The following is a 22460-nucleotide window of genomic DNA, read 5'->3' on the forward strand; positions in this document are numbered from 1 at the left end:
GCATAGCAGAGGGCTGGTTGAATCAGCGTGGCTTGCGGTTGCTGATCAGCGTGCCCACGCCGCTGTCGGTGAAAATCTCCAGCAGCACGGCATTCGGCACGCGGCCGTCGATGATGTGCGAGCTGTTCACGCCGCCCTGGACGGCATCCAGCGCGCACTTGATCTTCGGCAGCATGCCGCCGTAGATGGTGCCGTCGGCGATCAGCTCGTTGACCTGCTCGGTGCTCAGCCCGGTGAGGACCTCGCCCTGCTTGTCCATCAGGCCGGCGATGTTGGTCAGCAGCATCAGCTTCTCGGCCTTCAGTGCCTCGGCCACCTTGCCGGCTACCAGGTCGGCGTTGATGTTGTAGGACTCGCCGTTGGCGCCCACGCCGATCGGCGCGATCACCGGAATGAAGTCACCCTTGACCAGCATGTTCAGCAGGTCGGTGTTGACGCTGACGACCTCGCCGACATGGCCGATGTCGATGATTTCCGGGGTGGTCATCTCCGGGGTCTGGCGGGTGACGGTGAGCTTCTTGGCGCGGATCAGCTCAGCATCCTTGCCGGTCAGGCCGATGGCGCTGCCGCCGTGGCGGTTGATCAGGTTGACGATGTCCTTGTTCACCTGGCCGCCCAGGACCATCTCCACCACGTCCATGGTCGCCGCGTCGGTGACGCGCATGCCATCGATGAAGTGGCTGTCGATCGACAGGCGCTTGAGCAGGTCGCCGATCTGCGGGCCGCCACCGTGAACCACCACCGGGTTGATGCCTACAGCCTTCATCAGCACGATGTCACGGGCGAAGCCGGTCTTGAGCTCCTCGCTCTCCATCGCGTTGCCGCCGTACTTGATCACCAGGGTCTTGCCGACGAAGCGGCGGATGTAAGGCAGTGCTTCGGACAAAACCTCGGCTACATGGGAAGCGGCATCGCGATCGAGGGTCATGCAGGGCTCCAGGTAAGGAACGGATAGTCGTCAGAACGGCAGTTGCAGGCCTGGTTGGACCCGCAGCAACTGCGTGCGGAATACAGCCTTGATTCGGTCGAGTTCTGCGGCGCTGTCGGCCTCGAAGCGCAGCACCAGCACCGGTGTGGTGTTGGAGGCGCGAACCAGGCCCCAGCCGTGGGGATAGTCGACCCGCACACCGTCGATGGTGGTCAGGCTGGCTTCGCCCCAGTCGGCGTCGCGTTGCAGTGCATCAATGATGCTGAATTTACCCTCGTCGGTCACATCAATGTTGATTTCCGGCGTGGAAATATCATTGGGGAACGCGGCGAACAGGCTTTCGGCGTCCTGCCCGGCCTTGCTGAGGATCTCCAGCAAGCGCGCGGCGCTGTAGATGCCGTCGTCGAAACCGTACCAGCGCTCCTTGATGAAGATGTGCCCGCTCATCTCGCCGGCCAGCAGCGAGCCGGTCTGCTTCATCTTCTTCTTGATCAGCGAGTGGCCGGTCTTCCACATCAGCGCGCGGCCACCGTGCTGTTCGATCAGCGGGGTCAGGCGGCGTGTGCATTTGACGTCGAAGATGATTTCGGCGCCCGGGTTGCGCGACAGCACGTCCTGGGCGAACAGCATCAGCAGGCGGTCGGGGTAGACGATGCTGCCGGTGTTGGTCACCACACCCACGCGGTCACCGTCGCCGTCGAAGGCCAGGCCGATATCGGCGCCGGTCTCTTTCACCTTGGCGATCAGGTCTTCAAGGTTCTCGGGCTTGCCCGGGTCCGGGTGGTGGTTGGGGAAGTTGCCGTCGACTTCGCAGAACAGCGGGATGACGTCGCAGCCCAGCGCTTCGATCAGTTGCGGAGCGACCACGCCGGCGGCGCCGTTGCCGCAGTCGACCACCACCTTCAGGCGCTTGGCCAGTTTCACGTCGGCGACGATCTGCTGGAAGTAGCGCTCAAGGATCTCGACCTTTTCCACGCGGCCATCGCCACGGGTCAGGTCATTGGTCTTCAGGCGCGTCAGCAGGGCCTGGATCTGTTCATTGGCCAGGGTGTCGCCGGCGATGACGATCTTGAAACCGTTGTAGTCCGACGGGTTGTGGCTGCCGGTGAGCATCACGCCCGACTTGCCGGCCAGCACATTGGCCGCGTAGTACAGCGCTGGGGTCGGCACCAGACCGACATCGCTGACCTGGCAACCGGCGTCGGCCAGGCCTTTGATCAGTTGCTCGACCAGCATCGGGCCGGACAGGCGGCCATCGCGGCCGACCGAGATCTGTGGCTCGCCCTGGGCGAGGGTCTGAGCGCCGATGGCGCGACCGATCCAGTAGGCGGTCTCGGCATGCAGGGTCTTGCCGACCACGCCGCGGATGTCATAGGCGCGGAAGATGCTGTCGGGCAGTGCGGGGACCAGTTGGGCCATGTCGTTCATCTCTGGGGACTCCAAGTATTCAAAGGCTTCTGGGCAGGCACAAACTGAACGCTTGGACGGTGGTTTCGCCGCAGAGTTCGCCATCCATGGCCCGAACGGTCTGCTGTCGGCTCAGCGGGTGCCAGAGTGGCCGAAGCCGCCGGCACCGCGCTGGGTCTCGTCGAACTGTTCGACGATATCGAAGTGCGCCTGCACCACCGGCACCAGGATCAGCTGCGCGATACGCTCGCCGACGGTGATGGTGAACGGCGTGGTGCCACGGTTCCAGCAGGACACCATCAGCTCGCCCTGGTAGTCGGAGTCGATCAGGCCGACCAGGTTGCCCAGCACGATGCCGTGCTTATGGCCCAGGCCCGAGCGCGGCAGGATCATGGCCGCCAGGCCCGGGTCGCCGATGTACACCGACAGGCCGGTGGGGATCAGCAGGGTCTGGCCCGGTTCGAGGACGGTGTCCTCCTTGAGCAGGGCGCGCAGGTCCAGCCCGGCGGAACCGGGGGTGGCGTACTGCGGCAGGGGGAATTCGGTGCCCAGGCGTGGGTCGAGGATCTTGGCTTGAAGAGCGTGCATGTAACTTATTGAACCTGGTTGAGCCGTTCGGCGATGAAGGCGACCAACTGGCGGGCAATCTTGCCTTTGCTGGTCTGCGCGAAGAGGGTTTGATGCTGCTGCCGGTCGATCACGGTCAGGGCATTTTCCTCGCTGTTGAAGCCGATGCTGGGGTTGGCCACATCATTGGCGACGATCAGGTCGAGGTTCTTGTCCTTGAGCTTGCGCGTGGCGTAGTCGAGCAGGTGCTCGGTCTCGGCGGCGAAGCCGACGCTGAACGGGCGGTCGGCGCGGCCGGCAATGGTCGCAAGGATATCGGGATTGCGCACCATCTGCAGCAGCATGCCGTCGCCGGTGGTGGGATCTTTCTTGAGCTTCTGCGCGGCGACGACCTCAGGGCGGTAGTCCGCGACCGCAGCCGAGGCGATGAACAGGTCGCATGGCATGGCTGCTTCGCAGGCCGCGAGCATGTCCCGCGCGCTGACCACGTCGATGCGGCTGACCCGGTCGGGGGTCTGCAGGTGCACAGGACCGGTGACGAGGGTAACCCGGGCCCCGGCTTCGGCTGCGGCCTCGGCCAGGGCGAAGCCCATCTTCCCTGAACTATGGTTGGTGATGTAGCGCACCGGGTCGATGTTCTCCTGGGTGGGACCGGCGGTGATCAGCACGTGCTTGCCGGTCAGGGCCTGGCGTTTGAAGCTTTCGGCGGCGCACCAGGCCAGGTCGGTGGCTTCGAGCATGCGGCCCAGGCCCACGTCGCCACAGGCCTGGCTGCCGGAGGCCGGGCCGAACACCTGGATGCCACGGCGCTTGAGCAGGTCGAGGTTGTCCTGAGTTGCCGGGTCACGCCACATGGCCTGGTTCATCGCCGGGGCGACGGCGACGGTGGCGTCGGTGGCCAGCACCAGGGTGGTCAGCAGGTCGTCGGCCATGCCTTGGGCCATGCGCGCCATCAGGTCGGCGGTGGCCGGGGCGATCAGCACCAGGTCGGCCCATTTGGCCAGCTCGATATGGCCCATGGCCGCTTCGGCCGCGGGGTCGAGCAGGTCCATGTGCACCGGGTGGCCGGACAGCGCCTGCAGCGTGAGCGGGGTGATGAACTCGGCGCCACCACGGGTCATGACCACGCGCACCTGCGCGCCGTGTTCCAGGAGTCGGCGAATCAGCTCGGCGCTCTTGTAGGCGGCGATGCCGCCACCCACGCCGAGAACGATGCGCTTGCGATACAACCGCTGCATAGGCCTTGCCTTATTCCAGTGAAAGCGGGTGGCGACGACGGCTGCCTGCGGCAGATCGTCGCATTTTCGAAGCGAACTAGATTAACACAGCGCCCAAAGGGGCCGTAGTGGCAGGCGAGGAGGGGAAATGAACATCAGGGAGTGGCCGGCTGAAGAACGGCCGAGGGAGAAGTTGTTGCAGCGCGGGGCGGCGATTTTGTCGGATGCGGAATTGCTGGCGGTACTGCTGGGGTCTGGGGTTGCCGGGCGCAATGTGCTCGACCTGGCGCGTGGGCTGCTGGCGAAGTTCGGCGGGCTGCGGCAGTTCCTCGAGGCGGATCGGGCCATGGTGCTGCGCGAGCCTGGCCTGGGGCCGGTGCGGTATGCGCAGTTGCAGGCATTGCTGGAAATAGGCAGGCGCTACCTGGACGAGCACATCGAGCGTGCGTCGGTCCTGGAGAGCCCAGCCTCGGTTAGGCGCTATCTCAAGTCCATGCTGCGGCACGAGTCCAGCGAGGTGTTCGGCTGCCTGTTCCTGGACACCAAGCATCGGCCGTTGGCGTTCGAGATACTGTTCCGTGGCACCATCGACCGCGCGAGTATCTACCCCCGCGAAGTCGTTCGGCGCTCATTGCTGCACAACGCGGCGGCCCTGATCCTTTGCCATAACCATCCGTCGGGCATTTGCGAGCCGAGCCAGGATGACGTGCACTTGACACTGATGCTCAAGCGCTCGCTGGCGCTGATCGATGTGCGGGTGATGGACCATGTCATCGTGGGTGATGGCGAGCCGTTATCGATGGTCGAGCATGGATGGCTGGCCGGTTAGGCAGCGCGGGGCAAGCCCGCTGTCACAATGACTGTGGGCTTGCCTCGCGATTGGGCGTCAGCGGTTGACTGAGACCTTGCTGAAATCCTGCCGCCCGAACGGGCTCACCTGGTAACCCTGTATGTCCTGGCGCAGCAGCGCGGCCGCCGTCGGATGCGCCAGCGGCAGCCACAGCGCCTGCTGCTGGATCAGCGTCTGTGCCTGCTGGTACAGGCGGCTGCGCACGCTCTGGTCGTTGGTGGTGCGTCCGGCGTTGATCAACTGGTCCAGGCGGTTGTCGCAGAAACGCGCGAAGTTGGTCCCGGACTTGACCGCGGCGCAGGCAAACTGCGGGCTGAGGAAGTTGTCCGGGTCGCCGTTGTCTCCGGCCCAGCCCATGAACAGCAGGTCGTGCTCGCCGGCCTTGGCGCGGCGGATCAGCTCGCCCCACTCGATGGTGCGGATCTCGGCCTTGATGCCGATTTTCGCAAGGTCGGCCTGCAGCATCTGTGCGCCCAGGCTGGGGTTGGGGTTGAGCAGGCTGCCCGACGGGCGGGTCCAGATGGTGGTCTCGAAACCCTTGCCCAGGCCGGCCTTGGCCAGCAATGCCTTGGCTTTCTTGTGGTCGAGCGTGTAGCCGGGCAGGTCCTTGGCATAGCTCCAGGTATTCGGCGGATAGGGACCGTTGGCGGCAGTGGCGGTGTCTTCGAACACGGCCTTGAGGTAGGCAGGCTTGTCGAAGGCCAGGTTGATGGCCTGGCGCACTTCAGGCTTGTCCAGTGGCGGGTGCTGGCTGTTGATGGCGACGAAGGCGGTCATGAATGCCGGGGTGGTGGCGACCTTGAGGTTGCCGTCCTTGCCGGCCTCGGCGATGTCCAGCGGCTTGGGCGACAGGGCCACCTGGCATTCGCCGCGCCTGATCTTTTGCAGACGGACGTTGGCGTCCGGGGTGATGGCGTAGATCAGCGGGTCGATCGACGGCTTGCCGGCGAAATAGTCAGGGTTGGCGCGGTAGCGCACCACGGCGTCTTTCTGGAAACGCTGGAAGACGAACGGGCCGGTGCCCACTGGCTGGTTGTTGAGTTTCTCGGGGGTACCGGCCTTGAGCAGCTTGTCGGCATATTCGGCGGAGTAGATCGAGGCAAAGCCCATGCTCAGGGTGGCCAGGAAAGTGGCGTCGGCGTGGGTCAGGGTGAAGCGCACGGTGTGCGGCTCGGGTGCGTCGATGGCCTTGATCAGGCTGCCCAGTTGCAGAGATTGGGCATGCGGGTAGCCGCCAGGGGCGGTCTTGTGCCAGGCGTGGGCCGGGTAGAGCATGCGTTGGAAGCTGAACAGCACGTCGTCGGCGTCCAGTTCGCGGGTCGGCTTGAAGTAAGCGGTGGTGTGGAACTTCACGTCCGGGCGCAGCTTGAAGTCGTAGACCAGGCCGTCAGGCGACACCGTCCAGCTTTGCGCCAGGCTCGGCACCACCTTGCCCTCGGCTGCGTCGAACTCGACCAGGCGGTTCATCAGCACGTCGGCCGAGGCGTTGGTGGTGGTCAGCGAGTTGTACTGCACCACGTCGAAGCCTTCTGGGCTGGCTTCGGTGCACACCGACAGCGCTGCGGCCTGGGCAAGGCCCGCGGCGCACAGGGTGGTGAACAGGAGGGAAAGGGCGGCGGCACGCATGGTGACTCCTTGGCTGGTCGGTGGCCCATCTGCCGGTGCAGTCTGGAAAATTGAGGAAATGTCCTACCCTAGTGCGGGCATGGGCAAATGACCACACCCTTTCGCATTAATTCGGCGACGGGCGGTCGACAGCTTGCCGCCCCAGTCGTTATGCTGCCCAGGCGCGCTCGGCCCGACCGGAACTCTCATATTCTGTTGTTGTGGCGGAGTCTTTCTGGTATAAAGCAGCGCTCTTTTCTAGGGGCTCGGTCTGTCGCGTAAGCGCACCCGGCCGATAAGACCCCCGGGAACACGGCGCCTTGGCGCCATTGACTGAGAGATTAAGCGGCCAACCCATGCCGGGTTGGGCATGTGGTTTTAGAGGGCTGAGGCATGTCGAGAGTCTGTCAAGTTACCGGTAAGGGTCCGGTAACTGGGAACAATATTTCCCACGCAAACAACAAAACCCGTCGTCGTTTCCTGCCGAACCTGCAGCACCACCGTTTCTGGGTTGAGTCCGAGAAGCGCTTCGTGCGTCTGCGCGTTTCCGCCAAAGGCATGCGTATCATCGACAAGCGCGGCATCGATGCCGTTCTGGTCGACATCCGTCGCGCTGGCGCCAAGGTTTAAAGGAGAACATCATGCGTGAATTGATCCGTCTGGTTTCGAGTGCCGGTACCGGCCACTTCTACACCACCGACAAGAACAAGCGCACCACTCCGGACAAGATCGAGATCAAGAAGTACGATCCGGTCGTCCGCAAGCACGTGGTGTACAAGGAAGCCAAGATCAAGTAATTGATCGGCAACCTGAAAAAACCCGCAACCGCAAGGTGGCGGGTTTTTTTATGTCTCCAGCAAAGTCATCGCGGGGCCTGCATAAGGCGGGGCCCCGCGATTGGGTTCATTTCTGCTCGAACATCACATAGATCTTGCGGCACGGCTCCAGCACTTCCCAGGTGCCCTTGAAGCCTGCGGGGATCACAAAGCGATCGCCGGCACGCAAGGTCTTGGCGCCGCCGTCCTGGTCGCGCAGCACCGACACACCCTGGACGATCTCGCAGTACTCGTGCTCGGTGTAGTTCACCGTCCACTGGCCCACCTCGCCTTCCCAGACGCCCGCGGCGAACTGCCCGCACGGGCTGGCGTAGTGGTTGTAGACAGCCTGGTCAGGCTCGCCCTTGAGGATTTTCTCCGCTGCCGGGCGGTAGCGTTCGGCTTCGGTCAGAACCTGGGCAAAGTCGACGATGCTGGTGATACTCATGGTGGTTACCCTGTTGTTGTTTAATAAAATGAACATCAGTAGGCATTTGAGCCGTTGGTGTCAAATATATTGATAGTTTCCCCGCCCTGGTTTAGGGTGGCAGGTGCCCGTGTGCGTCGTCACCCGGCCAGAATTTCTGACAGCGCCCGTGAGTCCTCAGTGCGGCGTTGCACCTTAACAAGAGAGGAGTTTCCTATGACCACCCTGACTCGTGCGGACTGGGAACAGCGTGCCCAGCAACTGAAGATCGAAGGCCGCGCCTTCATCAACGGCGAATACACCGATGCCGCATCCGGTGAAACCTTCGACTGCCTGAGCCCGGTGGACGGACGCTTCCTGGCCAAGGTCGCCAGCTGCGACCTGGCCGACGCCAACCGCGCTGTCGACAACGCCCGCGCCGTGTTCGAATCCGGCGCCTGGTCGCGCCTGGCCCCGGCCAAGCGCAAGGCCAAGCTGATCCGCTTCGCCGACTTGCTGCGCAAGAACGTCGAGGAGCTGGCCCTGCTCGAAACCCTCGACATGGGCAAGCCGATCGGTGACTCCTCCACCATCGATATCCCGGGGGCGGCCCAGGCCATCCACTGGACTGCCGAAGCCATCGACAAAGTCTACGACGAAGTCGCCCCGACCCCGCACGACCAGCTCGGCCTGGTGACCCGCGAGCCAGTGGGTGTGGTCGGTGCCATCGTACCGTGGAACTTCCCGCTGCTGATGGCGTGCTGGAAGCTGGGCCCGGCCCTGGCCACCGGCAACTCCATCGTGCTCAAACCGTCCGAAAAATCGCCGCTGACCGCGATCCGCATCGCCCAGCTGGCCATCGAGGCCGGTATTCCGGCTGGCGTGCTGAACGTGCTGCCAGGCTACGGTCACACCGTGGGCAAGGCCCTGGCCCTGCACATGGACGTCGACACCCTGGTATTCACCGGTTCGACCAAGATCGCCAAGCAACTGATGGTCTATGCCGGTGAGTCGAACATGAAGCGTGTCTGGCTGGAAGCCGGTGGCAAGAGCCCGAACATCGTCTTCGCCGACGCCCCTGACCTGCAGGCCGCCGCCGAGGCCGCCGCCAGCGCCATCGCCTTCAACCAGGGTGAAGTCTGCACCGCAGGTTCCCGCCTGTTGGTCGAGCGCTCGATCAAGGACAAGTTCCTGCCCATGGTGGTCGAGGCCCTCAAGGCCTGGAAACCGGGCAACCCGCTGGACCCGGCAACCACCGTCGGTGCACTGGTCGACACCCAGCAAATGAACACCGTGCTGTCCTACATCGAGGCCGGCCACCAGGATGGCGCCAAGCTGCTGGCTGGCGGCAAGCGCATCTTGGAAGAGACTGGTGGCACTTACGTCGAGCCGACCATCTTCGACGGCGTGACCAACGCCATGAAGATCGCCAAGGAAGAGATCTTCGGCCCGGTACTGTCGGTGATCACCTTCGATACCGCCGAAGAGGCCGTGGCCATCGCCAACGACACGCCATACGGCCTGGCGGCGGGCATCTGGACCTCGGACATCTCCAAGGCGCACAAGACCGCCCGCGCCGTGCGCGCCGGCAGTGTCTGGGTCAACCAGTACGACGGTGGCGACATGACCGCGCCGTTTGGCGGCTTCAAACAGTCGGGCAACGGCCGTGACAAGTCGCTGCACGCGCTGGAGAAGTACACCGAGCTGAAGGCGACCTGGATCAAGCTGTAATCGGGTAGCGCCTTTTTCGCGGGGCAAGCCCGCTCCCACGTGAGTTGTGGGAGCGGGCTTGCCCCGCGATGCTTTTTGCCAGAATTCTTACCCGGAGGCCGCTATGCGTTGGGGAACCTACTTTGCCGTCCTGGCGTCGGTGCTCAGTGTCGGCCTTGCGCTCGGCGTGAGCATGCCGCTGGTGTCCCTGCGCCTGGAGGGCTGGGGCTACGGTGGGTTCGCCATCGGCGTGATGGCGGCGATGCCGGCCCTTGGTGTACTGGTCGGTGCCAGCCTGGCCAGCCGCCTTGCCGGCTGGGTCGGCGTGCCCATGGCCATGCGTCTGTGCCTGTGGGGTGGGGCGCTGTCGATCGGCCTGGTGGCGGTGCTGCCCAGCTATGCCCTGTGGCTGGTGCTGCGCTTGATGATTGGTATGTCGCTGACGGTGGTGTTCATCCTTGGCGAGAGCTGGATCAACCAGTTGGTAGTCGAGCAGTGGCGTGGCCGGCTGGTGGCGCTGTATGGCAGCAGCTATGCCCTGAGCCAATTGGCCGGGCCGCTGGTGCTGGGGTTCCTGGGCTCGGACGATGATTTCGGTTTCTGGGCCGCGACCGGGTTGCTGCTGGTCGCACCGCTGATCCTGCTGGGGCGCGGCGGTGCACCCACCACCGAGGCGTGCAGCGTCACCTTTGCCGACCTGTTCGGCTTCTGTCGGCGTCTGCCGGTGATCGCCTGGGCCATCGCGCTGTTCGCGGCATTCGAGGCGATGATCCTGACGTTGCTGCCGGTGTACTGCCTGCAGCAAGGGTTCACCACGGAGGTGGCGTTGTTCATGGTCAGCACCGTGGTGGTGGGGGATGCGGTGCTGCAATTGCCGATTGGCGCCTTGGCCGACCGCATGTCGCGGCGCACGTTGTTCAGTGGTTGCGCACTGACCTTGATGGTTTCCAGCCTGGCGATTCCGCTGCTGTTGCATACACCGGTGATCTGGCCGTTGTGGGTACTGTTCGGTGCCAGCGCGGGTGGGTTGTTCACCTTGTCGCTGGTGCTGATCGGCGAGCGCTACCGGGATGACGAACTGGTGCGGGCCAATGCCCATGTGGCGCAGCTATGGGGCATCGGTTGCCTGCTCGGGCCTTTGCTGGCTGGGGCGGGAAGCCAGTGGATCAGCGGACATGCACTGCCGTTGCTGATGGCGGTGGGCGCGGCGGGGTTGGTGCTGCTGACGCGGCGCAAGGATGCCTTCGAGCCGGCGGCGGCCTGACCGATCGCTCCGCCATGGGTACTACAGCATCTTCTCCAGCCCGACCGCCTTGCTGATCCAGGCATTGAAGCGCCGCCATATTCCCCCAGGCTCGGTCACCAGCATATGCCGCTGGCCGTTGTCTTCTGTCGCCCAGACCATCTTTCCCTCCACCAGCTTCACCTGGTAACTCAGCGCTGGTGCCATGCCTTGTAGCGCCAGTTCGCGGGTGTACTCGGCCAGCTCTGGGCTGTCCACCATCACGCCCACCTCGGTGTTCCACAGCACGGAACGCGGGTCGAAGTTGAACGAGCCGATGAAGGTCTTGCGTCGGTCGAACACCATTGCCTTGCTGTGCAGGCTCGAATCGGAGCTGCCGTGAAAGCCCAGCCGTGGGCGCGGATCGCCGGGCTGGCGGCGCAACTCGTACAACTGCACGCCATGCTCCAGCAAGGCGCGGCGATAAGGCGCGTAGCCGCCATGGACCGCTGGCACATCGGTGGCTTCCAGCGAGTTGGTCAGGAGCTTGACCGAGGTGCCGGCGTCAGCGCGACTGGTCAGGTACAGCAGGCCGGGTTCGCCGGGTACGAAGTAGGCGGACACCAGGATCAATTCCTTGTGCACGCGGTTCAGGTCGGGCGCCAGTTGCTGGGTCATCAGCAGTTGCGGGTCCGGCTCGCCATCTGCCAGGACTTTGCTGGGCGCGTCCCACAGAGCCTGACTGTGGGCCCAGATCAGCTCATTGCGCCATACATCCAGGCGGGGCTGCGACTGATAGGCCATCAAGCGATCGTACAGGGCCTTGCGCTTGATCCGTGCTTCGGCCAGGGACACCTCCAGGCGCTGACGGCTGCTGAACAGGTCGTCGGCGTCGGGCTGGCGCCAGAGAAAATCGCCGATCGGGCGGCTCAAGGCGCTGTTCCAGTACTGGTCGAAGCTGTGTCCGAGTTGTTCGGCCACAGGCCCCACGCCCAGCAGGTCGATGTCGGTGAAGTTGAGGTTGGGTTCGGCGTCGAAGTACTCGTCGCCCAGGTTACGGCCGCCGACGATGGCCATGCTGTTGTCCACCAGGAACAACTTGTTGTGCATGCGCCGGTGCTGGCGCGACAGGTTGAACAGCCGGCCGACGGCGCGGGTGGCACCGGTACTGCGCCCCAGGTGCAGCGGGTTGAACACGCGGATGTGGATGTTCGGGTGGGCGGCGAGGGTACCCATGAGGTTGTCGAGGCCATCGCTGGTGGTGTCGTCGAGCAGGATGCGCACACGTACGCCGCGGTCGGCGGCGCGCAGCAGTTCATGGACCAGGGCGCGGGTGCTGAGACCATCGTGGACGATGTAGTACTGCAGGTCGATGCTTGCCTGGGCGTTGCGGATCAGCTCCGCGCGGGCGCGGAATGCCTCGTTGCTGTTGGGCAGCAGGCGAAAGCCCGAGCGTCCCTCGTAGGGCGCGGCCTGGCGCTGCACCGAGCGGCCGAAGGCCGAGTCGGCCGCCGGCAGCGCCTGGCTGACTTCACGTGGTGTACCGACACTGGCGCAGCCCGACAGGCCGAGCAGCAGCACCAGCAGCAGGGGCAGGGCATGCTGGAGTCTCAAGGGTGGATCGTCCTGTGCGGCAAGGGCTTATGAAGTTGGACCGTGGCAGGCGGCGCAAAGTTACCCGCCAGGGTGTTCGGCATCCAGTAGACGAAGGGCGGTTTCACCGACCTTGCGCACGGCGGCTTCGATCTGCTCCGTAGGCCGGGCGGCGAAGTTCATGCGCAGGCAGTTACGGTACTTGCCCGAGGCCGAGAATATGCTGCCCACCGCGATCTGCACGCCTTGCTCCAGTAAAGCGCGGTTCAGGCGCAGCGTATCGAAACTCTCCGGCAGTTCCACCCACAGCATGAAGCCACCTTGCGGGCGGCTGGCCCGGGTGCCTGTCGGGAAGAAGCGGGTCACCCAGTCGCACATCTGGTCGCGGCCGCGCTGGTACTGGCTGCGCATGCGCCGCAGGTGCGGCTGGTAGTGACCTTCGGCGATGAAGTCGGCGATCGCCAGTTGCGGTTGGCAAGAGGTGCTGCCGGTGCTGATGTACTTCATGTGCAGTACACGCTCCAGGTAGCGCCCCGGGGCCACCCAACCTACCCGCAGGCCCGGGGCCAGGGTCTTGGAGAACGAACTGCAGAGTAATACCCGGCCATCGTCGTCGAACGACTTGATGGTGCGCGGGCGTGGGTAGGTGTAGGCCAGGTCGCCATACACATCGTCTTCGAGGATTGCCACATCGTAGCGTTGGGCGAGTGTCAGCAGCGCCTTCTTGCGTGCCTCGGGCATGATGTAGCCCATTGGGTTGTTGCAGCTGGGGGTGATCTGGATGAGCTTGATCGGCCATTGCTCGAGGGCCAGCTCGAGGGCTTCCAGGCTGATGCCGGTGATGGGGTCGGTGGGGATTTCCAGGGCCTTCATGCCCAGACCCTTCAGCGTCTGCATGGCGCCGTGGAAGCTGGGTGAATCGACCGCGACGATGTCACCGGGTTCGCATACCGCGCGAATACTGCACGACAGCGCCTCGTGACAGCCGGTGGTTACCACCAGGTCGGCCGGGCCCAGGCGGCAGCCGGAGTCGAGCATCAGCCGGGCGATCTGCTCGCGCAGCAGGGCGTTGCCGTGGATGTTGTCGTAGTACAGGCCGGGCATGTCCATGCGCCGGCTGATCTGCGCCAGGCTGCGCAGCAGTGGCTTGAGCGTGGGGCTGTCGACGTCGGGCATGCCGCGGCCGAGCTGGATCACATCCGGGCGTGGAGTGGCACGGATCAGTTCCAGTACCTGTTCCCACTGTGAGATATCCACAGGTCGTTGGACGGGGCGGCTGATGTCGGGCAAGGCCGGGAGCTGGTGATCTTCGGCGACGAAGTAGCCGGACTTGGGCCGTGGCGACACCAGGCCGTTGTCCTCCAGCAGGCGATAGGCCTGCTGTACGGTGCTCAGGCTGACGCCGTGCTCGACACTCAGGGCGCGCACCGAAGGAAGGCGCTGGCCGGGGCGGTAGAGGCCTTGCTCGATACGCGAGCCGAGCAGTTCGGCGAGGTTCAGATAGAGTGTCACGGCATACTCCTGCCCGTTGTGCGGGTCGATAACCGATACAGATTGTTGAAAAATACTTCATTCAGGCGTCTTTTCGCCAATTCTGTATGGGAATAATAAGCCGCTGTTGAGTCTGTATTGTCGAGGGTATGAGCGCGCATGCTTTCTCCACGGTATCAACTGATGGGAGAACGCAGTGATGGGTGGCATGAGCGATGTGCGCTTGCAACTGTTGGCCAGTGAGCTGGAGTCGGAGCAGCGTCCCCGGGTCTTCAGCGCGCCTCAAGGCATGGGTCGTTGGAGCCTGATGCTGCATCGCTGGCGCACCCGCAGGGCCCTGTTGCAGTTGGAGGATTACCAACTGCGCGATATCGGCATCAGCTGGGAGCAGGCTCGGCATGAGGCGAGCAAGCCCTTCTGGCGTGACTAGGCCAGCTCTTTGAGTCGATACCAGAGCATCCCCAGTGCCAGCAGCGGCGAGCGCAGCAGCTTGCCGCCGGGGAAGGTGGTGTGCGGTACCTTGGCGAACAGGTCGAAGCGCCCGCTCTGCTGGCCGCTGATGGCCTCGCCGAGCAGACGCCCGGCGAGGTGGGTGGCGTTGAGCCCGTGGCCCGAATAGGCCTGGGCGTAGTAGACGTTGGGCTGGCTGGCCAAGCGGCCGATCTGCGGCAGGCGGTTGGCACCGATGCCGATCATGCCGCCCCATTGGTAATCAATGCGCACATCGGCCAGTTGCGGGAACACCTTGAGCATTTTCGGGCGCATGTAGGCGGCGATGTCTTGCGGGTCGCGCCCGGAATAGTGGCAGGCGCCGCCGAACAGCAGGCGTTTGTCGGCAGAGAGGCGATAGTAATCCAGCGCCACGCGCTGGTCGCATACCGCCATGTTCTGCGGCAGCAACTGGCGGGCGCGTTCCTCACCCAAGGGCTCGGTGGCGATGATGTAGCTGCCGGCGGGCAGCACCTTGCCACCCAGTTCGCGGTTGAGGTCGTTGTGGTAGGCGTTGCAGCACAGCACCAGCGTCTTGGCGCGCACCCGGCCTTGGGCGGTATGCACCTTCACTTCCGGGCCGTACTCGATGCGGGTCACTTCCGACTGCTCGTACAAGCCGACACCTAGGCGCCTGGCCACGGCGGCTTCGCCCAGCGCCAGGTTGAGTGGGTGCAGGTGACCGGAACCCATGTCGATCAGGCCGCCGACATAGCGATCAGAACCTACTACCGAGTGCATGTCGTCGGGCTGCACCAGGCGCAGTTCGTGACGATAACCCAGGCTGCGCAGTTCCTCGGCGTCCTCGGCGAAGCCTTCCAGTTCGGCGGGCTTGTTGGCCAGGTCGCAGTAGCCCCAGGTCAGGTCGCAGTCGATGCCATGGCGCTCGACGCGTTCGCGGACGATTTCCACCGCCTCCAGGCCCATCAGCTTCAGGCTGCGCACGCCTTCCTCACCGATCACCGGGAGAAACTGTTCCAGGCCGTGGCCGACGCCACGGATGAGCTGGCCACCGTTGCGGCCGCTGGCGCCCCAGCCGAGCTTGCGTGCTTCCAGGAGGATCACCGACAGGCCGCGTTCGGCCAATTCGATGGCGGTGTTCAGGCCCGAGTAGCCACCGCCGACAATGCACACGTCGGCGCTGTGCTCGCCTTGCAGGAACGGGTAGTCGGGGTGTGGCGCGCTGCTGGCGGCGTAGTAGGAGGCGGCGTGTTGCGCGCTGTGGACCATGTATCGTTTCCTGGGTGCAAGGCGAAAAGGCGAGGATAGGCAACCGGTCAATCGCGGGGCAAGCCCGTTCCCGCGATTGCCTTATAATCCAGCATTCATGTCCAAGATGCGCCGCTTATGTCCTGCAACCGCCACAAGATCCATTTTCTGCGCGAGCTCATCCCCTCGTTCGAGTGCGAGCCCGGCTGCCATGACTGCTGCGGCCCGGTCACCACCTCGGCCGAGGAAATGGCCCGCCTGCCGCGCAAGACCCAGGCCGAGCAGAAAACCGCGTTGGAGCGCCTGGACTGTGTGCACCTGGGCCCGAACGGCTGCACCGTATATGAAGAGCGCCCGATGATCTGCCGCCTGTTCGGCACCACGCCGCGTCTGGCCTGCCCCAGGGGGCGGGGCCCAGAGCAGCCGATCGACCCGGCGGCCGAGCAGCTGGTTCACACCTATATAGCCAGTACCCGCCAGGTGCTGGTGTAAGGCTTCAGTCCGGGATCGGCAGGCACAGACTCTCTTTCACTTCTTCCATCACGATGTAGCTCTTCGACTCGCGCACATGGGGCAGCTTGAGCAGGATGTCGCCGAGCAGCTTGCGATACGACGCCATCTCCGAGATCCGCGCCTTCACCAGGTAGTCGAAATCGCCCGACACCAGGTGACATTCCAGTACATGGGGCAGCTTGAGCACGGCACGGCGGAACTCCTCGAAGGTGTCGCCGGACTTGTAGTCCAGGCTGATCTCGACGAACACCAGCAAGCTGCCCTTCAGGTGCTGCGGGTTGAGCCGGGCGTTGTAGCCCATGATGATCCCCTCGCGCTCCAGGCGCCGCACCCGTTCGGTGCAGGGGGTGGTGGACAGCCCGACCTTCTCGCCCAGTTCGGTGAAGGAGATGCGCCCGTCATTCTGCAGGATCCGCAGGATGTTGCGGTCGATCTTGTCCAGTTCACGTTTGCTCTGGTGCTGGGTTCTCATAGGGGATGCCCCTCCGTGAAAGGCAATTTTGCCGAGAATTCTCGCCAAATATAGCTGCTTATATAGTGAATAGCACTGGTCGGAGATTCTTATACTGCGCGCATCCATGCCATTTCAACAAAAGACTGCGGCAAGCCGCGTGCGAGGGATACAACAATGCGAGTTCTGGTACTTGGTAGCGGTGTGATCGGTACCGCCAGTGCCTACTATCTGGCCCGGCAAGGTTTCGAGGTGACGGTGGTCGATCGCCAGCCGGCGGTGGCCATGGAAACCAGCTTCGCCAACGCAGGCCAGATCTCGCCCGGCTATGCCTCGCCCTGGGCCGCCCCTGGCGTGCCGCTCAAGGCCATCAAGTGGCTGCTGGAGCGCCACGCGCCCCTGGCCATCAAGCTGACCGGCGACGTCGATCAGTACCTGTGGATGGCGCAGATGCTGCGCAACTGCACCGCCAGCCGTTATGCGGTGAACAAGGAGCGCATGGTGCGCCTGTCCGAGTACAGCCGCGATTGCCTCGACGAGCTGCGCGCCGAAACCGGCATCGCCTACGAAAGCCGCAGCCTGGGCACCACCCAGTTGTTCCGCACCCAGGCGCAGCTGGACGCCGCGGCCAAGGACATCGCGGTGCTGGAGCAGTCCGGTGTACCGTACGAACTGCTCGACCGTGACGGCATTGCCCGGGTCGAACCGGCCCTGGAGAGCGTGAAGGGTATCCTCGCTGGCGCCCTGCGACTGCCCAACGACCAGACTGGCGACTGCCAGATGTTCACCACCAAGCTCGCCGAGATGGCCATCAAGCTGGGTGTCGAGTTCCGCTTCGGCCAGGACATCCAGCGCCTGGACGTCGCCGGCGACCGCATCAACGGCGTATGGATCGACGGCAAGCTGGAAACCGCCGATCGCTACGTGCTGGCGCTGGGCAGCTACTCGCCGCAGCTGCTCAAGCCGCTGGGCATCAAGGCTCCGGTCTACCCGCTCAAGGGCTATTCGCTGACCGTGCCGATCACCAACGGCGACATGGCGCCGACCTCGACCATCCTGGACGAGACCTACAAGGTCGCGATTACCCGTTTCGACAACCGCATCCGTGTCGGCGGCATGGCTGAGATCGCCGGTTTTGACCTGTCGCTGAACCCGCGTCGACGCGAAACGCTGGAGATGATCGTCAACGACCTTTATCCTCGCGGCGGCGACCTGAGCCAGGCGAGCTTCTGGACCGGCCTGCGCCCGGCCACCCCGGACGGCACCCCGATCGTCGGGGCGACCAAGTTCCGTAACCTGTTCCTCAACACCGGTCACGGCACCCTGGGCTGGACCATGGCCTGCGGTTCCGGTCGCCTGCTGGCCGACCTGATTGCGCGCAAGAAGCCGCAGATCAGTGCCGAAGGCCTGGACATCTCGCGTTATGGCAATAGCCGCGAGACTGCTAAGCACGGACAGCCGGCGCCTGCGCACCAGTAAGCATTCGATGCTGTTGGCCTCATCGTGGTGCGCCGATGCGACTTGCCCCGCGATGAGGCCCGAAACCGATTGACCTGTTCCCTCACCCCGGCGCGGTGGGTACCTACCCCCCATCTGCCGCGCCGGGGTTTTACCGATAACCAGAACTGCCAGAAGGCTGCCGCCATGCGTCCCGCCCGTGCCTTGATCGACCTCCAAGCCCTCCGACACAACTACCGCCTCGCCCGTGAGCTGACCGGCGCCAAGGCCCTGGCCGTGGTCAAGGCCGACGCCTACGGTCATGGCGCGGTGCGTTGCGCCCTGGCGCTCGAGGCCGAGGCCGACGGTTTTGCCGTGGCCTGCATCGAGGAGGCCCTGGAGCTGCGCGCGGCAGGCATCAAGGCACCCGTTCTGTTGCTCGAAGGTTTCTTCGAGGCCAGCGAGCTTTCGCTGATCGCCGAGCATGATCTGTGGTGCGTGGTGCATTCGCCATGGCAGTTGGAAGCGATCGAGAAGACCTCGGTGCACAAGCCGCTGACCGTCTGGTTGAAGATGGACACCGGCATGCACCGCGTCGGCGTGCACCCCAAGGACTACGCCGATGCCTACCAGCGCCTGCTGGCCAGCGGCAAGGTCTCGCGCATTGTGCTGATGAGCCACTTCGCCCGCGCCGACGAGCTCGACGCCGCCGCCACCGAGCAGCAGGTCGCCGTGTTCGAGGCTGCCCGCCAGGGCCTGGCCGCCGAGTGCAGCCTGCGCAACTCGCCGGCCGTGCTGGGCTGGCCGAGCATCAAGAGCGACTGGGTGCGCCCAGGCATCATGCTCTACGGCGCCACGCCGTTCGAAGTGGAGCAGGCCGAGGCTGCTCGCCTGCAGCCTGTGATGACCCTGCAATCGCGCATCATCAGCGTGCGCGAGCTGCCTGCCGGTGAGCCCGTGGGCTATGGCGCCAGGTTCATCAGCCCGCGGCCGACCCGGGTCGGCGTGGTTGCCATGGGCTATGCCGATGGTTACCCGCGCCAGGCACCTACCGGCACGCCAGTGGTGGTGGCCGGCAAGCGCACCCAGCTGATTGGCCGTGTGTCGATGGACATGCTCTGCGTCGACCTGACAGACGTGCCCGAGGCCACTGTCGGCAGCCCGGTCGAGTTGTGGGGCAAGCAAGTACTGGCCAGCGACGTGGCCATGCAGGCCGGGACCATCCCGTACCAGATCTTCTGCAATCTCAAGCGCGTGCCGCTGGACTATATCGGCGAATAAAGCGCCAAAGCGGACAGGCTGCGGGGCTGTGTGTTGTAAATACTGAACGGCATTGCCATCATATCGTTCACACTCCCCCAACCTCGACCGTTTCTGGAGGCGCAAGCTTTGGACGTCGGTGAACGACTGCAAGCCATCCGCAAGCTCAAGGGCTTGTCCCAGCGCGAACTCGCCAAGCGCGCGGGGGTGACCAACAGCACCATCTCGATGATCGAGAAGAACAGCGTGAGCCCGTCGATCAGCTCCCTGCGCAAGGTGCTCAGCGGTATCCCCATGTCCATGGTCGAGTTCTTCTCGGTGGAGCTGGCCCCGGAAAGCCCGACCCAGATCGTCTACAAGGCCCATGAGCTGATCGACATTTCCGACGGCGCGGTCACCATGAAGCTGGTCGGCAAGTCGCACCCCAATCGCGCCATCGCGTTTCTGACCGAGGTCTACCCACCGGGCGCCGACACGGGGGCGGAAATGCTCACCCACGATGGCGAAGAGACCGGCATTCTTCTCGAGGGCCGCCTGGAACTGGTGGTCGGCACCGAGATCTTCATCCTCGAGGCCGGCGACAGCTACTACTTCGAAAGCACCCGCCCGCACCGCTTCCGCAACCCGTTCGAGGAGCCGGCCCGGCTGATCAGCGCCGCCACCCCGTCGAACTTTTGATCCAGCGCAGTGCATTGACGGGTCAATACCCTTTCCCTGAGTGTGGTCGTTTCACGCCTTCCAGGTTCCCGCTATACTTTTCAACGCTCGCAATTCCGTGGCCGCGGGCGTGATTAGCCACCATGAGGGTGTTCGCGTGAACCAAATCAAGAAGATGCTGGCCGTACCAGCAGCCGTATTCGCCCTTTGGGCAATGAGCGCAACCGCTGCAACCAACGACGACATCGCCAAGCGTCTCGAGCCGGTCGGCCAGGTGTGCGTCCAGGGCCAGGAATGCAAGGGCATGGAAGTGGTCGCCAGTGCCGGTGGCGGCGGTGCCAAGACGCCGGACGAGATCATCGCCAAGCATTGCAATGCCTGCCATGGCACCGGCCTGCTGAACGCGCCGAAGATCGGTGATACCGCCGCGTGGAAAGAGCGTGCCGACCACCAGGGCGGCCTTGATGGCATCCTGGCCAAGGCCATCACCGGGATCAACGCCATGCCACCGAAGGGCACCTGCGCCGATTGCTCGGATGACGATCTGAAGGGTGCGATCAAGAAGATGTCCGGGCTGTGAGCCAGACCTGACTTGTATAAAGCCCGCCTCTGATGGCGGGCTTTTGTTTTTGGGCTGGTAACCCTGTTGCGGGGGCGGGACAGGCAACCAACCCGCTGTGACTTGTGTCCAACCCCTGAACCCACGGATGACTCAGGAGGCCCAGATGTATCGCTGCTCCATCGACCAGGCTGTCGAACAGGCCCTGGCCCGACTGCCCAGCCATATTCACATGGGCCTGCCGCTTGGCCTGGGCAAACCCAACGCTTTCGTCAACGCGCTGTATGCCCGCATCCGCGAGTTGCCTGAGCGTCGCTTGACCCTCTACACCGCCCTGTCCCTCGGCCGCCCGCCGTTGGGCGATGGCTTGCAACGGCGCTTCCTTGAGCCTTTCGTCGAGCGTGTATTCGCCGACTATGAGGAGCTCACCTACCTGGCCGACCTGCGTGCCGACAAGCTCCCGCCGAACATCCGCGTCGAGCAGTTCTTCATGCAGCCCGGGAGCCTGCTGCACAGCGAAGCGGCCCAGCAGGACTACGTCAGCAGCAACTACAGCCACGCCGCACGGGACATCAACGCCAAGGGACTGAACCTGATCGCGCAGCTGGTGGCGGCCACGCCCGAGCGGCCCGGTCACCTGAGCCTGGCCTGCAACCCCGATATCACCCTGGACCTGCTGCCGATGATCGCCCGGCGCCGCGCCGAGGGCGAGACCATCCTGGTGCTTGGCCAGGTCCATGACGAACTGCCCTACATGCCAGGGGACGCGGAGCTGGGCCTGGAACAGTTCGACCTGCTGATCGACCAGCCCGAAAGTCGCCGGTTGTTCTCCACGCCAAACATGCCGGTGAACACCCAGGACCATTGCATCGGCCTGCATGCCAGCACCCTGGTGCGCGACGGCGGTACCCTGCAGATCGGCATCGGCGCCATGGGCGATGCGGTAGCGGCGGCGCTGCTGGCACGCCAGGGCGACAACGAAGGCTATCGTGCGCTGCTCGATGAGCTGGATGTCGGCCCATGGCAGGCACTGATCGAGCGGGAAGGAGGGCTGGATACCTTCGCCCAGGGGCTATATGGCTGCAGCGAAATGTTCGTCAACGGGTTGCTTGCCCTGGCTGAGGCCGGGGTGGTGCGCCGCCCGGCTGACGAGCATGGCGTGCTGGTGCATGGCGGCTTCTTCCTCGGCCCACGGGCGTTCTACCAGCGCCTGCGCGAGATGCCGCTGGAACAACGCGCACGCTTCGCCATGACCGCCATCAGCTACATCAACGAGCTGTACGGCCAGGAAGAGCGCAAGCGCCGTCAGCGCCGGGATGCGCGCTTCATCAATACGGTATTCGGCATGACCTTGCTGGGGGCCGGTGTCGCCGACCAGCTCGAAGATGGCCGGGTGCTCAGCGGCGTGGGCGGGCAGTACAACTTCGTGGCCCAGGGCCATGCGCTGGAGGGCGGTCGCTCGATCCTGTTGCTGCGTAGCTGGCGCGAGGCCGGGGGCGAGGTGAGCTCCAACCTCTACTGGACCTACGGCCACTGCACCATACCCCGGCACTTGCGAGACATCGTGATCACCGAATACGGCATCGCCGACCTGCGCGGGCAGACCGACAGCGAGGTGATTGCGCGGCTGCTGGCGATCAGTGACTCTCGTTTTCAGCGCGAGCTGATGGAGCGAGCCAAGGCGGCGGGCAAGCTGGCGAAGGATTTCGTGCTGGATGCGCGCTATACCGACAACACTCCCGAGCGCCTGGAGGCAACCCGCGCGCGGCATGCGCGATTGTTCCCGGAATATCCGCTGGGCAGCGATTTCACGGCCGAGGAGCGTGACTTGTTGCGGGCGCTGAATTGGCTCAAGAGCAAGTTCAAGCTGAGCGAGGTGCTGGAGCTGGGCAAGGCGGCGCTGGATGCGCCGGCGCCCGAAGCCTATGCAGCGCAGTTGGCGCGCATGGGGCTGGGGGAGCCACAGGGGCTGAAGGAGGAGCTGTACCAGCGGCTTCTGCTGGCGGGGCTTCAGGCTACCAAACCGTGAGGCTGCGTGGGTGCGGGCAAGCCCGCTCCCACCGAACCATCACTC

At 64.4% G+C, this 22460-nt stretch carries 21 protein-coding genes and 1 pseudogene; 12 read left to right on the forward strand and 10 right to left on the reverse strand.

What is annotated here, in order from left to right:
- Positions 1 to 22 precede the first annotated feature (22 nt).
- The 4 genes and pseudogenes from argB to coaBC all read right to left on the reverse strand — a co-directional run bounded on the left by argB (position 23) and on the right by coaBC (position 4140).
- Positions 23 to 928 (reverse strand): acetylglutamate kinase, encoded by a 906-nt coding sequence (gene argB / locus ACODS9_RS10735; RefSeq protein WP_023629901.1) that lies wholly within the window; start codon positions 926 to 928, stop codon positions 23 to 25.
- A 30-nt stretch (positions 929 to 958) separates the two neighbouring features.
- Positions 959 to 2332, reverse strand: a pseudogene (locus tag ACODS9_RS10740) (phosphomannomutase/phosphoglucomutase); the annotation flags it as partial.
- Positions 2333 to 2467: 135 nt separating this feature from the next.
- Positions 2468 to 2923, reverse strand: coding sequence for a dUTP diphosphatase (gene dut / locus ACODS9_RS10745; protein ID WP_401107924.1), 456 nt, complete (start codon positions 2921 to 2923; stop codon positions 2468 to 2470).
- Positions 2924 to 2928: 5 nt separating this feature from the next.
- On the reverse strand, positions 2929 to 4140 hold the full coding sequence (gene coaBC, locus ACODS9_RS10750) for a bifunctional phosphopantothenoylcysteine decarboxylase/phosphopantothenate--cysteine ligase CoaBC (RefSeq protein ID WP_401107922.1): 1212 nt from the start codon (positions 4138 to 4140) through the stop codon (positions 2929 to 2931).
- A 127-nt stretch (positions 4141 to 4267) separates the two neighbouring features.
- Here coaBC and radC point away from each other — a divergent pair, with 127 nt between their 5' ends.
- The gene (gene radC, locus ACODS9_RS10755; RefSeq protein WP_401107918.1) at positions 4268 to 4948 is read left to right on the forward strand and encodes a RadC family protein; all 681 of its coding nucleotides are present in this window, start codon (positions 4268 to 4270) and stop codon (positions 4946 to 4948) included.
- A 57-nt stretch (positions 4949 to 5005) separates the two neighbouring features.
- Here radC and ACODS9_RS10760 read toward each other — a convergent pair whose 3' ends face one another.
- On the reverse strand, positions 5006 to 6595 hold the full coding sequence (locus ACODS9_RS10760) for an ABC transporter substrate-binding protein (RefSeq protein ID WP_489093881.1): 1590 nt from the start codon (positions 6593 to 6595) through the stop codon (positions 5006 to 5008).
- Positions 6596 to 6967: 372 nt separating this feature from the next.
- On the opposite strand from ACODS9_RS10760, the gene rpmB reads away from it, so the two are divergent.
- Entirely contained in the window at positions 6968 to 7204 is a 237-nt protein-coding gene (rpmB, locus tag ACODS9_RS10765; RefSeq protein WP_023629974.1) for a 50S ribosomal protein L28, read from the forward strand.
- Between the two features lie 11 nt (positions 7205 to 7215).
- Complete coding sequence (gene rpmG / locus ACODS9_RS10770; RefSeq protein WP_003253507.1) at positions 7216 to 7371, forward strand: 50S ribosomal protein L33; 156 nt, start codon at positions 7216 to 7218, stop codon at positions 7369 to 7371.
- 106 nt (positions 7372 to 7477) lie between these two features.
- Here rpmG and ACODS9_RS10775 read toward each other — a convergent pair whose 3' ends face one another.
- Complete coding sequence (locus tag ACODS9_RS10775; protein WP_046857580.1) at positions 7478 to 7837, reverse strand: cupin domain-containing protein; 360 nt, start codon at positions 7835 to 7837, stop codon at positions 7478 to 7480.
- 195 nt (positions 7838 to 8032) lie between these two features.
- Here ACODS9_RS10775 and ACODS9_RS10780 point away from each other — a divergent pair, with 195 nt between their 5' ends.
- Positions 8033 to 9526, forward strand: coding sequence for an aldehyde dehydrogenase (locus tag ACODS9_RS10780; protein WP_367857450.1), 1494 nt, complete (start codon positions 8033 to 8035; stop codon positions 9524 to 9526).
- Positions 9527 to 9629: 103 nt separating this feature from the next.
- Positions 9630 to 10769, forward strand: coding sequence for an MFS transporter (locus ACODS9_RS10785; RefSeq protein ID WP_401107911.1), 1140 nt, complete (start codon positions 9630 to 9632; stop codon positions 10767 to 10769).
- Positions 10770 to 10790: 21 nt separating this feature from the next.
- Here the strand turns inward: ACODS9_RS10785 and ACODS9_RS10790 are convergent, their stop codons facing one another.
- Positions 10791 to 12341, reverse strand: a complete 1551-nt coding sequence (locus ACODS9_RS10790) for a phospholipase D family protein (protein WP_489093882.1) — start codon at positions 12339 to 12341, stop codon at positions 10791 to 10793.
- 60 nt (positions 12342 to 12401) lie between these two features.
- Positions 12402 to 13832: an aminotransferase-like domain-containing protein gene (locus tag ACODS9_RS10795; RefSeq protein ID WP_401107906.1), complete on the reverse strand. Its 1431-nt coding sequence runs from the start codon at positions 13830 to 13832 to the stop codon at positions 12402 to 12404.
- A gap of 178 nt (positions 13833 to 14010) precedes the next feature.
- On the opposite strand from ACODS9_RS10795, the gene ACODS9_RS10800 reads away from it, so the two are divergent.
- Entirely contained in the window at positions 14011 to 14241 is a 231-nt protein-coding gene (locus ACODS9_RS10800; protein WP_046857575.1) for a DUF1127 domain-containing protein, read from the forward strand.
- On the opposite strand, the gene ACODS9_RS10805 is transcribed toward ACODS9_RS10800, so the two are convergent.
- On the reverse strand, positions 14238 to 15530 hold the full coding sequence (locus tag ACODS9_RS10805) for an NAD(P)/FAD-dependent oxidoreductase (protein ID WP_489093883.1): 1293 nt from the start codon (positions 15528 to 15530) through the stop codon (positions 14238 to 14240). The genes ACODS9_RS10800 and ACODS9_RS10805 overlap by 4 nt on opposite strands.
- 117 nt (positions 15531 to 15647) lie before the next feature.
- On the opposite strand from ACODS9_RS10805, the gene ACODS9_RS10810 reads away from it, so the two are divergent.
- Positions 15648 to 16001, forward strand: coding sequence for a YkgJ family cysteine cluster protein (locus ACODS9_RS10810; protein ID WP_401107900.1), 354 nt, complete (start codon positions 15648 to 15650; stop codon positions 15999 to 16001).
- 4 nt (positions 16002 to 16005) lie between these two features.
- Here ACODS9_RS10810 and dadR read toward each other — a convergent pair whose 3' ends face one another.
- On the reverse strand, positions 16006 to 16494 hold the full coding sequence (dadR, locus tag ACODS9_RS10815) for a transcriptional regulator DadR (protein WP_003258963.1): 489 nt from the start codon (positions 16492 to 16494) through the stop codon (positions 16006 to 16008).
- A gap of 156 nt (positions 16495 to 16650) precedes the next feature.
- Between dadR and dadA the strand changes: the two genes are divergently transcribed.
- The 5 genes from dadA to ACODS9_RS10840 all read left to right on the forward strand — a co-directional run bounded on the left by dadA (position 16651) and on the right by ACODS9_RS10840 (position 22415).
- Positions 16651 to 17952 (forward strand): D-amino acid dehydrogenase, encoded by a 1302-nt coding sequence (gene dadA, locus ACODS9_RS10820; protein WP_094010769.1) that lies wholly within the window; start codon positions 16651 to 16653, stop codon positions 17950 to 17952.
- A 165-nt stretch (positions 17953 to 18117) separates the two neighbouring features.
- Positions 18118 to 19191: an alanine racemase gene (gene alr, locus ACODS9_RS10825; RefSeq protein ID WP_102684792.1), complete on the forward strand. Its 1074-nt coding sequence runs from the start codon at positions 18118 to 18120 to the stop codon at positions 19189 to 19191.
- A gap of 108 nt (positions 19192 to 19299) precedes the next feature.
- Positions 19300 to 19848, forward strand: a complete 549-nt coding sequence (locus tag ACODS9_RS10830; RefSeq protein WP_023629132.1) for a cupin domain-containing protein — start codon at positions 19300 to 19302, stop codon at positions 19846 to 19848.
- 154 nt (positions 19849 to 20002) lie between these two features.
- Positions 20003 to 20407, forward strand: coding sequence for a c-type cytochrome (locus tag ACODS9_RS10835; RefSeq protein ID WP_046857927.1), 405 nt, complete (start codon positions 20003 to 20005; stop codon positions 20405 to 20407).
- A 145-nt stretch (positions 20408 to 20552) separates the two neighbouring features.
- Positions 20553 to 22415 carry an acetyl-CoA hydrolase/transferase C-terminal domain-containing protein gene (locus ACODS9_RS10840; protein WP_489093884.1) on the forward strand — a complete coding sequence of 621 codons (1863 nt, stop codon included), beginning with the start codon at positions 20553 to 20555 and terminating at the stop codon, positions 22413 to 22415.
- Positions 22416 to 22460 lie beyond the last annotated feature (45 nt).

Source organism: Pseudomonas sp. FG36, from assembly GCF_057809275.1.